The organism is Caulobacter sp. AP07 (genome assembly GCF_000281955.1).
In the GTDB taxonomy this organism is placed as follows: Bacteria; Pseudomonadota; Alphaproteobacteria; order Caulobacterales; family Caulobacteraceae; genus Caulobacter.
This window is the reverse complement of the sequence record NZ_AKKF01000019.1, coordinates 23214-36893: the sequence shown is the minus strand read 5'-3', so window position 1 is coordinate 36893 and position 13680 is coordinate 23214. Positions and strand designations below refer to the sequence as shown.

The 13680-nt window shown below is 65.0% G+C and carries 6 protein-coding genes; all 6 read left to right on the top strand.

From position 1 onward, the window contains the following. Positions 1–195 precede the first annotated feature (195 nt). The 6 genes from PMI01_RS01970 to PMI01_RS01945 all read left to right on the top strand — a co-directional run bounded on the left by PMI01_RS01970 (position 196) and on the right by PMI01_RS01945 (position 13205). The gene (locus PMI01_RS01970; protein ID WP_007662303.1) at positions 196–2130 is read left to right on the top strand and encodes an alpha/beta fold hydrolase; all 1935 of its coding nucleotides are present in this window, start codon (positions 196–198) and stop codon (positions 2128–2130) included. A 340-nt stretch (positions 2131–2470) separates the two neighbouring features. Beyond that, positions 2471–5482, top strand: coding sequence for a TonB-dependent receptor plug domain-containing protein (locus PMI01_RS01965; RefSeq protein WP_081497618.1), 3012 nt, complete (start codon positions 2471–2473; stop codon positions 5480–5482). Positions 5483–5587: 105 nt separating this feature from the next. Continuing rightward, on the top strand, positions 5588–7945 hold the full coding sequence (locus tag PMI01_RS01960) for a hypothetical protein (RefSeq protein ID WP_007662300.1): 2358 nt from the start codon (positions 5588–5590) through the stop codon (positions 7943–7945). 38 nt (positions 7946–7983) lie between these two features. Beyond that, positions 7984–8646, top strand: coding sequence for a putative 2OG-Fe(II) oxygenase (locus PMI01_RS01955; protein ID WP_007662297.1), 663 nt, complete (start codon positions 7984–7986; stop codon positions 8644–8646). Between the two features lie 205 nt (positions 8647–8851). Next, positions 8852–10804 (top strand): glycoside hydrolase family 97 protein, encoded by a 1953-nt coding sequence (locus PMI01_RS01950; RefSeq protein WP_007662296.1) that lies wholly within the window; start codon positions 8852–8854, stop codon positions 10802–10804. 88 nt (positions 10805–10892) lie between these two features. After that, entirely contained in the window at positions 10893–13205 is a 2313-nt protein-coding gene (locus PMI01_RS01945) for a heparinase II/III domain-containing protein (RefSeq protein ID WP_007662294.1), read from the top strand. Positions 13206–13680: the final 475 nt, after the last annotated feature.

The window sequence follows — 13680 nt, the reverse complement described above, 5'->3', positions numbered from 1 at the left end:
GCATCACCTTGCCCGTGGATGGCGGCTGGTTGGCCCGCTGAGCGCTCGGGTTCTGAAGCATCGCGGTCGCCGAGGGCGTCATTTGGCGTGGTGTGCTCCGGGGACTTGACGGCGAAACGTCGAACCTGTGAATGATATCGATATCAATTGGGTGGGGCCGATCATGCCCCGCGAACGGGAGGCGGCTGAACCGAGATGCGACGTTTCGCTATCGCGCCTGGCGTCCTCCGGCGGCATTGCGTTGTGGGCCTGGCCGCTCTCCCGGGCCTCCTGGCGGCGCGATCGGCTCGGGGGGCGGAGACCGGGAAGCCGGTCTCGCCCGATTTCGCGCCGATCGATCAGCGTCTAAGCGACCGCGTCGCCGCCGGGCTCTTCGACGGCATGGGGCTGATCATCGGCCGCCGCGAAACTGTTCTCCACGAGGCCTATTTCGGTGACGGCGAGCCCGAACGGGTCCTGCATGTAGCCTCGTGCGGCAAATGGACGGCCGCCGCGACCATCGCCGCCGTCGTCGACCAGGGCCTGCTCGGCTGGGACGATCCAGCGCGCAAATACCTGCCTCAACTGAGCGACGCCAAGGGCGACGCGACCCTGCGGCAGTTGCTGTCTCACACGGCCGGCTATCCCGACTATCAGCCGGCCGACCGCCGACGCGACGACTACCCGACGCTCGAGGAGGCGGTTCGGCACATCGTGGACCTGCCGCCGAACTCTCCGCCCGGCGCGCGCTTTCAATATGGCGGGCTGGCGATGCAAGTGGCCGGGCGGATGGCCGAGATCGCCGCGGGCCGCCCGTTCGACGCCATCTTTCAGTCCAGGATCGCAAAACCCCTTGGCATGGGGCGCAGTGGCTATTCGCCGGTTTCCCGCGAACCGGGGTTCAACCCGATGCTCGGCGGCAGCCTGTTCACGACGACGCGCGACTATGCCCGGTTCCTGATAATGATCTCGGGCGGGGGGCTGTTCGAGGGGCGCGGAATCCTGAGCCCCGCCTCGATCCTCGAAATGGAGGGCGACCAGGTCAAGGGCGCGCGGCTCGAGTCCATGGAGTACGTCGAGGCCGCGCGCGCCGATCGCCGATCCGACGTGTACGGCCTCGGCCAATGGCGCGAGGAGGTCGCCGTCACGGGGCGGGCCACGCTGCTGTCCTCACCGGGCTGGGCGGGGAGCTATGTCTGGAGCGATCGCGCGACCGACCTTTGGGGCGTGGTTCTGGCCAAGGCCAATCTCGAGCGCGCCAAGGCGCTGGGCTACAGCACCTTCCTGGGCTCGACCCTCTATGCGCCAATGGCGCGCGACGCGGTTCAGGACGCGGCTTCGCCCAATGTACGGCGCCGGCGTGTCGGCGATCTCTATTGCGAAGAGGCCGGACACGGGGACCCGGTGGTCTTCCTGCACGGCCACAGCTTTGACCGCACGCAGTGGGATCCCCAGTTCCACGCCCTGAGCGCCACGCACAGGGTCATCCGATACGATCTACGCGGCTATGGCCGGTCGGCCGATCCCGTCGAAGGGCGTGCGTTCCGTCACGCCGACGACCTGGTGTCGGTCATGGACGCCATGGGGGTCGGGAGGGCGCACCTCGTGGGTCTGTCGCTCGGCGGCTTCGTGGTCACCGACTTTCTGGCGCTCCATCCCGGGCGCGTCCTCACCGCGACCATGGCCGGCGGCGACCTGTTCGACACGCCAGGTCCAAGCCAGCCCTGGACCGAGGCGGACATCGCGCGGCGGCGCGCGGAGATCGCCGCCCTGAGGGAAAAGGGCGTCATTGCCTTCAAGCGGCAATGGTTCGAAGGCCTCCTTGCGAGCGCAGGCAGCCGGCGCGACCAGATTCGCATGCCGCTGTGGAAGATGATCGATGAATGGCGGGCCTGGCAGCCGCTCCATGTCGAGCCGCGTCTGCTGCTGGGGCGCGACGCGCCCGCTCTGTTGTCGCGCGCGCGGCCTGTCGCGCCGGTTCTGATCCTGCGAGGGGATCGTGAGATGGCGAACCTGGCCATCACGGATTTGCTGCCCAAGGCCCGGGTCCAGCGCCTCGCCGACTGCGGCCACGTATCCAATCTTGAGTGGCCCGAGGCCTTCACCGCCGCCCTGCTGCAGCACTGGGCCGTCGGCCCCAGGCAGGCGTGACAATTGGCCTAGCTGGACCGCAACGAATCCGAGGCGCCTGAATGCGATTGCTGACCGTCTGTGACGTTCATATTCGATCCGATTTCCATTTATATTGAAGTATAAAATTACGCATAGAGATATAATTATCTCAAAACTGACTATATTGAATAGAAATGTGCATTATATTTCGGATGAGTGGTGATAGAAATGCATCTATTGCTCAGTAGATCCGTCACATCGCAGGATGTGGCGTGCGATGCCCCGAAAATCCGGACGAGAAGGCACAATAAGTCCTGGTTTTATCATGCGCTGGAAAACCGTTGACAGTTTGTGAAGTCCACTGGTATCGATAACAAGAATGCCGATCAAGGTGCTTCGGCGCCTTCGATTTTCGACAACGCGGTCGGCGATCCGAGCGCCGATTACGGCGCTAGGCAAGGTCGGACAAAGTTCCGAAGGGGAGGAAAAGATGGGTGGGCACAACCCTCAGCGCGGCTCGCGTCGCGCCACGCAAGTTTCTCAGTTGGTCCTGGCCCTGGCGGCCGGCGCGAGCGCTCTGTCGGTGACGACGGCGCACGCCCAGCCGACGGCGCCGAAGGCTTCCGCCGAAAAGCCGGCGCCGGCCCAGGGCGAGGCCACGGCGGTCGACGAGGTCATCGTCACCGGCGTCATGGCCGGCACCGCGGCCAAGAAGGCGAACGTGTCCTATTCGGTGCTGTCCGAAGACGACATGTCGAAATTCACGCCGATCAGCGCCGATGACATGCTGCGCGATATGCCTGGCGTGGTGGTCGAATCCAACGACGGCGTGGCGCGCAACGAGGTCTTCACGCGCGGCATGACCATCGGCACGGGCGCCAACACCTCGGGCTATTTCTGGACGACCATTCTGGAAGACGGGCTGCCGGTCGTGCCGTTCAAGTTCGGCGGCTTCCAGGACGGTTACTTCTACCGCGCGGACATTTCGACCAGCCGGGTCGAGTCGGTCCGCGGCGGCTCATCGGCGACTGGCGTGACCACTTCCGTGGGCTCCACCTTCAACTATCTCACAGGCAAGATTCGACCGAGGGCGGCCATTCAAACCCGTATCGGCTTCGAGGGTGAAGACCTGCACCTCTCGTGGAAGCAGGTCGACGGAGCCTATGGCTGGCTCAACGATGCGGGTGACTTCGGCGTCGGCCTCAGCGGTTTCTATCGCAGGTCCAATGGGCAGGTGAATCCCGGTTGGGACCTGAACCACGGCGGCCAGTTCAAGGTGAACCTGTACAAGGCGTATCAGAACGATAGTGGTTCCGGCAGTTTCAATGTGGTCCTCAAGCACCTGGACGACACGAACGCCGAACTGACGACCTTCCAGCAGCCGTCCTATGGCTACCAGAACCCCGAGGAAATCCCGGGCTTTGGCCGTGACGTGAACCTGTTCATGAACGGTGGCGGGCAGACCGTTCCGAACTATTTCAAGTCCGGCAGCCACGAGCTCGACCCGTCGGACGGCTATCGGTACAAGCAGGACGCGGTCTGGCTGAACTGGAACCACCAGACGAACGGCGCCTGGAGCTACAAGGGTGCGCTTCGTATCCAGAAATCCACCTATCGAGGCCAATCCTACAAGCCTCAGGGTCTCAATTCACTGGGTTCGGCGGCGGCGACGCGCGAGCGTTTCGGTCTGAACATCAACAACCTCGACCGCACGCCCGGATACTACGAACTCTACAATTCGACCGGCGCGCTGGTCGCGCGGGTCGCCAACAACGTCGCCGGCTCCCAGCTGGGAACGAACTACCGCACCGGCGCGGCCTGTCCGCGGGTCACGGCGACCACCTGGCAGACCAACAGTCTGTGCGTCGTGGGCAACAGTCTGCCCAACCGCGACATCGATATGCGGGGCGGCCTGGTCACCGCCACCATTCCAAGCGCGAACGGGACCTTCAATTCCGGCGTGGTTCCCGTCGCGGGCGCCTCTCAGGATCTGGTGCTCCTGACGCGGGCGGAAGACAACTACCGTGAATCGACCGATTTCATGGGCAACTTCACGGCGAATTACTATGGAGATTCCTACAGCCTCAATTTCGGCCTGTATGCGGCCAAGGCTGACGAGGTCAACGACAACTGGGCGAACGGCTTGGGGGTGTCCGCGTGGGCCGACGGTCAAGTCGAAAATCTGAACGTCCGCTACGTCACCAACACGGGGACGACCTATCAACTGACCGATTCCGGTGGCTGGGGCTCCTATGGGAGCGGCCTGTTCACCACGGTGTCGCAACGGGCGAAAATCCTGGAGGCCTCACCCTATTTCGGGGCCAACTGGTCGCCGGGTAAGCACTGGGATTTCAACGGAAGCATCAAGTACCAGTACTTCCACGCCAAGACCTATTCCGAGACGTGGGATACGCGTAATTCCGGCGCCGCATCCCTGACCAATGGCGGGTTGGATGGTAATCCGCTGACCGTGTACGACAACGTATACATGGTGAAGACACCATCGAAGGTCATTGAAGCCGACAAGGATGTCGCCAATCTGAACTTCAGTGTTTCCGCGGGCTACAATTTCAACGCAAGGCACAAGATTTACTACAGATACACCGACGCCAAGCAACCCGCGATGGGTATCGTCCAGCGATATTCGACGGCGGCGACGCTCGTGCGCCCGCTCGGCCCGACGGCTTCGGTGACGGGCCACGAGGTCGCCTATACGTTCGGTGACCCCAAATTCAACGGCCAGATCACGTATTTCTACCAGAACTTCGCCGTGAACGACTATCCGGTGGCGACCGACAAGGACAACGTCTCGACCTACCTCCTGCCGGAGAACTTCAACACCTACTTCACGCGCGGCGTCGAGGCGTGGGCCAAGTGGAAGATCACGCGGGACCTCGAATGGTTCCCGTCGGTGACCTATCTGAACGGCAAGACGACGGCGGCCTATAATTGGCTCAACACCGGCGCGAACGGCCAAGGGGTCGATGACGATGTGCTTCGCATCGACTCGGGGATCTTGAGCCGTTCTCCGAAGTGGACGCTCAGCAACACCGTTTCCTATCGGTGGAAGGATTTCCGCTTCAACGTTCGTCATCGCTGGATGTCCGAGCGCAAGCTCAACAGCAATGCCCTGGATCATCGATACTTGCCCGAACAGGACAATCTGGACATCTCGGTTCAGTACGAAGGCATGAAGGACACTCGGATCACCCTGGACGTCCGGAACGTGCTCGATACGCAATACATCTCGGCCTACGATCCGATGATCAGCACCAACCTCCCGGCCAATGTTCAAATCTATGATGTGGTCGATCAACTGCCCCAGTCGGGCTTTCTGCTGAAGCGCAACGCGCCGCGGTCGGTGTGGCTGACGATCCGGAAGGATTTCTAGGCCTCAAGCACCGGGCCTTGATCGGCCTTCGCGAGCGAGGGATCGGCTGGCCGATCCCTCGCTTTTCATAGACCGCATTCCAATGCCCACGGACGAGCGGGAAGCATGACCAAATACTGTTTGATCATCGGCGCCGGCGCCTTGCTTGGCCTCGTCGCGCCCCGCGCCCAGGCCGCCACGCCGCTGATCGACAAGATCGTGTTCGGGGACGCCGCTTCCGAAGCCCAACACGCGGTGGACACGAAAGCCTCGGAACTCGTCGTGGGCGGGCTTGGCGCAAGCGCGCGGCGGTTGACGCCCGCGAGCCCCGACGGGCGGTTCAGCGGTGATTTGACCTTCAAGCTCACCGTCGATCCAACGATCCAGAACTACGCCTCCATTCGGCTTTGGGGCGGGGACGTCAACGACAACAAGCTCACCCTGTTCTGCGACGGCAAGCAGGTCGGTTACCGTCATTTGGGCGATGTCGAGATCCTCGACATCGGGACCCAGGCGCCGCCCTTCGCCGGCCGCTTCACCTATCGCACCTTCCCGCTGCCCACGACCCTGACCAAGGGCCGCGCGCAGCTCGACTGCGCTATCCGCGCCAGCGGTCCGTTCGCGGTCTACACCAATCAGTTCGAGGGCTTTCAGAAGCCGATGACGCAGGCCTCGCGCCCGATCTACGGCCTCTATGTTCATGCCGCCCCGTTCCTGGCGACCGACGAGCCCACAGGGCAAGCGCCGGCCGCGGCGGGCAGGCGGCCCTCGGTGGGCGCGGAGGTGCTCGACGACCTCAAGGCGCGGGTCAATGCCGAGGTCGAACGCCAGTTGGCGCGGCCGGGACCCGTGCAGGTCTTGGAGGCGCAATTCCTGGCCCGGGCCTACGGGCTGTCCTGGACGAAGGCCTACAGGAACCCGCTGGTGGCCCAGAAGATCATCCAAAGCGGCGACGCCTTCTTCGCCAGGTACCAGGCCGATCCGAAGTCGGTGCATGTCGACAGTTCCCGCACCAACCCCGACTGGGAGGTGCTGGGGCCGTTTGGCAAGGCGCTGAGGCTGCTCGCTCCCGAAATATCGAAGGAGCTCGATGCGACCATCGCCTCGTCGAACGGCGCGCCGATCTCCCGTCGGGAAGCCTATGGGGCGATGCTGAACTATGGCCTCGACTACGCCCTGGCCCATCGCCGGGTCTATACGAACCAGTCGATGATCATCGACCTGCAGGCGATCTACTACAGCAACGAGGGCCTGCGGGCGATCGGCAGCGCCAAGGCGCGCCCCGAGCCTCAGATGCGCCAGTACCTCTATGAGGCGATGGGCCTGAAGCCCTGGACGGGGAGCCTCGACGCCGTCGGCAAGCCGACCTATTCGAGTTCCGCCCGGGATACGGGCGGGTTCAGGTCCGGTGACGACTACCGGCTGTTCACCAATCAGGGCCTGTCCAAGGAGCTTGGCTACGTCGGCAGCTATGGCGAAATCCTCGACTGGGCGACGGGCATCTACTTGGCCACGGTGCGAGGGCCCGGCGACGCGGGGGATCCGACGCTGCGCGCCCAACTGCTCAAGCTCGCCAAGGCGCGAACCTATTTCCGCTACCCCGCCTTGGACGGGGAGGGCGCGCCCACGATGCTGCTGGAAGCGCCGATCGGCTGGCGCGATCCGGTCTATCCCGGGGCCACAACCTACGTGCAGAAATCGGGCTGGGACAACACCCCGTTCTACACCGCGGTGGCCACGCGCGATCCGCAGTTGATGGCGATCGCCCGTCAGATGCTCGACGACAACCAGTATTTCGCCGTGCTGCGCGAGCGCCTCAAGGACAAGGGGCAGCGCACGACCATCGGTCTTCTGGAGGCCTATGACGAGTGGGAGGCGGTTCGCGCCTGGCCCAGGTCCAAGACCCGGTTGCCGATGACGGCGGGGCAGCCCGACTTCGTGTTCGCCGATCCCGAGGACGGCGTCGTGGCGCTCAAGAATGGCGAGGACGTCCTCTACGCCTCGCTCTACTGGCGCGCCAATTGCGGCGTGAACAACCTGGCGCGCTTCCACTACCAGACGCCACGGACCGACCGCATCGCCACGATTGCTGCGCGGATCGACTTCACGTCCAGCGGGCAGACCTGCGTGCGCCAGGCCACCCCCCACATTTCCGCCGGCGCCATTCCCATCATCGCCTATCCGGGCGAGGCGCCCGCGGCGCTGGAAGGCGAGATCTTGCCGGTCGCCAAGGCGCCGCCCGAAGCGCGCTACAGGCCCGGCGCGGACAACCCCTATGCGGGGCGAGGCTATTATTACCAGGCCGCCTACGGGCCGTATCTGATCGCCATGAACGCGGGGGCCAAGGCCAGCCTCACCGTCGATCTGCCGCCGTCCAGCCGCACACGGATCGACCTGGTGACACGCCGCGTTGTGGAGCCTTCGACCAGATCCCTGACGCTGAAGCCGGGTCAGACGGCTGTCCTCTACACGCCAGTACAGTAGGTTCGGCGCGACAGGAGCGCTGGGTCGGAGAAGACAAGATGACCACCGACTACGATATGAGGATCGTCGCGCCGTTCAGTCCCTCGATCATCAAGGCGACCATGCCCGAGGCGATGGTGAGGGGTCTCAATCAACGGGTCGACGAGATCGTCGCGCGCCAGGACGAGGTCGCCCAGCGCGATTGGTCCAAACATCTGGCGGGGGTCGTCACCACCGAGATCCGTGTCACCGACATCCTCCACCAGATGCCGGAGGCGAGGGATTTTCTCTACGACGTCGCGCGAACCTTCGCCTATCGCTGTGAGAACGCGCTCATGCATTATGGCGACTACGAGCGCACCGAGGAACTGGCGGACAAGAAGCTCCAGGTCCAGATCAAGGAAGGCTGGATCAACGACATGGTCGCGGGTGACTACAACCCCGCCCACTTCCATCAGGGGTGCCTGTTCAGCAGCGTCGGTTTCCTGCGCGTTCCGCCGGGATACGAGGAAGAATTCCAGGCGGACAAGGCGCGACAGAACACCGTCGGCTGCCTCCAGTTCATCGACAGCCGCAGCGCCGTGGGCGCGCGCAATCTGTTCGTCGTCAAGCCCGTGGTCGGGGAGTTCTACCTTTGGCCGTCGTGGATGCTGCACTGCGTCTACCCGTTCAAAAGTCCGGGCGTTCGCCGAAGTCTGGCGGTCAACCTGTCTCTGGTCTGAACGGGACGTCTCGGCGGTCAATCTCGCCGATCGGGCTTGCAAGGGTCGGCAATACGAAATTTGATATCGATATCAAAAGGGCGGAAACGAAGATGGGACTGCTTGCCGTTCGCGGCGTCGAGGCCGGCCGCGGGACGGCTGTCTCGGGGCGCGGCCGGACGGCGCAGGTCGTTGGCGTGTTCCGTCATCCAGGAGAGTTGAAGTCATGTCGCATCCATCGCTCGATCGCCGCGGCGTCCTGCTCGCGGCCGGCGCGACCTTGTCGCCCCTGGCGGCGCTGGCCAAGCCGGCCAGGTCCACGATCGAAGCGGTGTCGCCCGATGGCGCGCTGCGCGTGCGGCTGGCGTTGAACAGCGACGGCCCGACCTGGAGCGTTCAGTGGCGCGGGCGGTCCATTCTGACGCCCAGCGCCCTGGGCTTGGTACTTTCGGACGGCCGTACGATCGGCCCCGGCGCTCGGCTGGTCAAAACCGCCTCCAGGACGATCAAGGGCCAATGGTCCCCACCGTTCGGCATCCGCAAGCACTACGATCAGGCGAGCGGCGAGGTCGCGCTCGACATCGCCGATCCGGCGACGGGCGCCGTCGTGTCGATCGTCGCCCGGGCCTATGATCATGGCTGCGCCTTGCGCTATGTGCTGCGCAGCGCTGGCAAGACGCCACGGCTGACCCTGGCCGGAGAAGCCACCCGGTTCGAGCTGCCCGACGGCGCGAAGCTCTATGTCAGCCGCGACGAGGGCGAGTACCAGATCACCGCCCCGTCCGGCGTCGACCCCGCGCCTCATCCCGACCTGACCGGGAGCTCCGACAAGGGGCCCTATGCGGACCTGCCCGTGACGGTGATCCTGGATCAGGCCGCGGTGCTGATCGCCGAGTCCGACCGGCTTCACTATCCGCGCGCGATGGTGCGCTCGGCGTCCGGCTCGAAGAGCGGCCTGGCCCTGCATCTGATGCGCTATCCTGGCCGCGCGACCGGCTACTCCGGACCTGGCGACACGCCCGCGGAGCCGACCTTCGAGCTGGCGCCCGGACACGCGACGCCCTGGCGGGCGCTGATCGTCGCGCCGAACGAGGCCGCGCTCCTCGAGCGCGCGGACCTCGTTCCGACCCTGGCCACGCCGAACCGCCTTGGCGATGTCAGCTGGGTGAAGCCGGGGCGGGCGGTTCGAGTCCGCAAGCCCTATTCGACCGAGGGGGCCTTGAAGGTCATCGACTTCGCCGAGCGCCGCAAACTCGAGTTCATCGAGTTCGACGCGCACTGGTACGGCGACGGCAGCGACCCGAGCGACGCGTCCAAGCCGATCGCCGGCCTGGACATACGGCGCGTCATCGACGTAGCCCGATCGCGCGGCATCGGCGTCATCCTGTATGTCGACCGCGTTCCGGTGATGCGGCAACGCGACGAAATCCTGGCGGCCTATCGCGACTGGGGCGTGGCGGGCGTCAAGTTCGGTTTCGTCTGGGAGGGCCGCCAGAGCGACAACGACTTCATCTACGACCTGGTCAAGGCTTGTGGCGAGCACAGGCTGCTGGTGAACCTGCACGACAACTTGAGGCCGGCCGGCCTTGAGCGAACCCTACCCAACTACGTCGCGCTGGAAGGCGTGCGCGGAAACGAGCAATTCCCGACCGCGACCCACAATGTCACCCTGCCGTTCACCCGCGCGGTGGCCGGTCCGATCGACTACACGATCTGCTACGCCAACGACAAAAACCAGACGACGAACGCCCATCAGCTGGCGATGGCGGCGGTGTACTACAACCCGCTGACCTTCCTCTACTGGTACGACGCGCCGGAAAAGTACGACGGCAAGCCCTGGCCCGACCTGCGCTGGTTCGACGAGTGTCCCACCACCTGGGACGAGACCCGGGTGCTGGCCGGCAAGATCGGCGAGTACGTGGTCGTCGCGCGCCGCCATGGCGCGCGCTGGTTCCTGGGCGCGATGACCAACGAGCAGCCGCGGCGCCTGACGGTCCCGCTCGACTTCCTGGGGGCAGGGCGGCGCAAGGCCAGCATCTTCGCCGACGGCGAGGCCGGCGAGCGGCCCGTGCGCACGCCGGTCACGATCCGCGAAGAGACGGTCGATGGGAGCATGACACTGGAGCTCGACCTCAAGCCCAGCGGCGGTCAGGCGATCCTGTTCGAGGCGGCGGTCTAGGCGCGCGCGACGGCGCTTCCCCGTCCGGATGGCGGGGGAGGGGCTTTCGATAGTTTGAGCAATGAAGACGAGTGTTGGGGAGAAGACAGTGACGAATGGCGCAAAATGGCGTGTCTCGGCCTTGGTCCTGGCGGTTGGGCTTTCGTGCGGGGCGGCGCAGGCCCAGACCCTCCGCACAGGTCATCCCTATCTGACCTTCAGCGACAAGCACGTCACGCAGTTCAGGGCGCGTGTAGCGGACGATCCCAACGCCAAGGCAGCCTGGACGCGCGCCCGAGACCAGGCCGACGAGGCGCTCGCGCGCAAGCCGGCCAATGATCGGGAGCTCAACGGCGCGCTGATGTCGCTGGCGCTGAGCTACCGCATGACCGGCGAGCGGCGCTACGCGGATCGGGCCAAGGGACTCCTGGATGTCTACGCGTCGCGCGCCAACTGGGTGACCGACAAGCCGCTCCTGGCGCGCAGCCCGGCTTGGAACTCCGATCTTGGCATGGGAACCAGCGCCTATGTCTACGGCCTGACGTTCGACGCGATCTACGACGCCCTGACGCCGGCCGAGCGCGGGCGGTTGGCCAAGGCCTTGGTCGACGGCGCCATCACGCCATCGCTCGACGATTGGGTCGACGGCGCCAAGCGGATCCACAGCCTGGACACCATGGGTCACAATTGGTTCAGCCATATCGTCTTCGGCGCGGGGGTCGCGGCCATCGCCGTCAAGACGGAGGAGCCCAGGGCCAATGCCTGGATTTCGCGTATCGACGAGGCCGCGGCGGAATGGGCGGGCTACGACGGCAGCGCCATAGAGACCAAGCCGCAACATTTCGCGCGGAACGGCGCCTTCGTCGAAAGCATCAACTACGCCGACTTCGCCGCCGAGGGCTATCTTCGCTTCAAGCGGGCCTGGATCGACGCCTTCGTGGAGAAACCCGCGCAGACGCCGCGCCTGACTCAGCTCGCCGACTACTTCATCCAAAATCTCTACCCGACCGACGCCGGCGCCCTGTCGGTGAATTTTGGAGACGGCAATCCTTGGGCCAGCGGCGCCAGCGCCATCGCCAACCTGTGGGCCACCGGCGACCAGCAGTCGCGCTACCTCTGGTACCTCAACACCGTTCGTCCGAACAAGGACCAGGACGTGTGGAGCGAGCTCGAGAACATGGTCCAATGGCCTTCGGCCAAGACCTGGGCAAGCGCGGCCCACGGGCCTGGCCTGCCGACCAGTTGGATCGATCGCGATCTTGGATCGGCGACCTTGCGCTCCTCCTGGGAGCCCAACGCGACGTTCCTGGCTCTGCGCTCGGGTTTCACCTGGAACCACAACCACGCCGACGCCGGTGGTTTCGTGCTGTGGCATCGCGGCAAGCAGGTCTTGATCGATTCCGGCAACGCCAACTATGCGCGCCCCGAATACGACGGCTACTACCGCCAAAGCGTCGCCCACAACGTGGTGACCGTCGATGGGGAAGCCGAGCCGTCGAGCAACACCTATGACGGATCGCATTTCCCAGGGCGCGTCGACCATCTGGTCGATGCCGGCGATCTGCGTTTTGTCTGGGCGGACGCGACGGGGCCGAACGCCAAGACTTTCGAGCGCAAGTACCGAAGCTTCCTCTGGATCGGCGACGTCATCCTGGTCATCGACGACCTGAAGAGTTGGAAGCCGGGGCAGTTCGAATGGCTTCTCCACTACGAAGGTGAGGCCAAGCGGCAGGGCCAGACCATCACGGTCAAGAATGGCGACGCGGAGGTCGCCGTGCGACCGCTGTTTCCCGAAACCTTGCCCGACGCCGGGCTGCCGACCGACTACCCCGAGCTGATGCGGATGGCGCAGGGGAGCGGTCTGAAGGACCATGCGCCCGACCAGGCCCAGCCCTATCTGCGCCTGCAGGCGCCGGCCGTGACGGATCGGACGAAATATGTCGTGGCCCTCACCCCCAATGGGCCGGGCGCGGCGCCGCGCATCGAGCGCTTCGAGACCAAGGACTACCTGCTGGTGAAGGTGCATCAGGCGGGGCAGGTGACGGAGATCTACTTCAACCTCCTGGCCGACGGTCGCATTCGCCATCGCAACGCCAACGCCAATCTCGGCGGCTGGGAGACCGACGCCTACATCCTGGCGCTGACCTATCCCGAAGGTGGAAGCGGTCAGCAGCCACGGCGGTGGTTCGTCGCCGACGGCAGCTATCTGCGTCGCGACGGCCGGGTCGAGCTCGACTCGCTGTCGAAGGCCTTCGTCGTCAAGACCAGGACCGGTCAGGAGGTGGCGGCCAGCATCGAGGGGCAGCCGACCTATGCGGTGCGCCTGGCCTGCGACGGGGCCCGGTCGATCCGGGTGGAGGGCGCGGTTCGCGCCTGCGAGCAGGGCGTCGCCGTCGTTCGCCGCTCGATTCCCGCGCGCTGATCTCGCGCCCTTACGCTCTGTCGCGGGTCACCCTCGTGGCGGAGCGCAGGGCGCGCGGCGTTGCACCGCTTCGTCGGGAAGGACCGGGCCGTGGGCCTGCAGGTTTGGCGCGTGGCGCGTCGCCGGTCCCTGTCCGCGCCAAGCCACATCCGCGACCCAGCCCGATATGCCGGATAACGATATCAAGGCTAGCCTCTCCGTGGCGCGCCCGCGCCTTGTGTCGAGAGGGTTTTCCGGTCGATTTCGCCGTGGCGGCCATGTCTAGGCGCGAACCAGCGCAAGATTATTTATGCGATAAATGGGCTTGCCAGGTTCAATTGATAACGATATCAAAATGGCAATGCGACCGCGAAAGACCGCCGACATCCAAGTTCGGCGCAGCGGTCTGGGAGTGAAATGCGGCGCGGCAATCGGGCCGACGCCAACAGGAAAACCCGCGTCCGCGCGGGACTGATCAGAGCACGCGCGCTCCACG

Excerpts from the sequence above, each read along its gene's own strand:
- PMI01_RS01970 (WP_007662303.1), top strand. The coding sequence starts at position 196 with ATGCGACGTTTCGCTATCGCGCCTGGCGTCCTCCGGCGGCATTGCGTT.
- PMI01_RS01965 (WP_081497618.1), top strand. The coding sequence starts at position 2,471 with ATGCCGATCAAGGTGCTTCGGCGCCTTCGATTTTCGACAACGCGGTCG.
- PMI01_RS01960 (WP_007662300.1), top strand. The coding sequence starts at position 5,588 with ATGACCAAATACTGTTTGATCATCGGCGCCGGCGCCTTGCTTGGCCTC.
- PMI01_RS01955 (WP_007662297.1), top strand. The coding sequence starts at position 7,984 with ATGACCACCGACTACGATATGAGGATCGTCGCGCCGTTCAGTCCCTCG.
- PMI01_RS01950 (WP_007662296.1), top strand. The coding sequence starts at position 8,852 with ATGTCGCATCCATCGCTCGATCGCCGCGGCGTCCTGCTCGCGGCCGGC.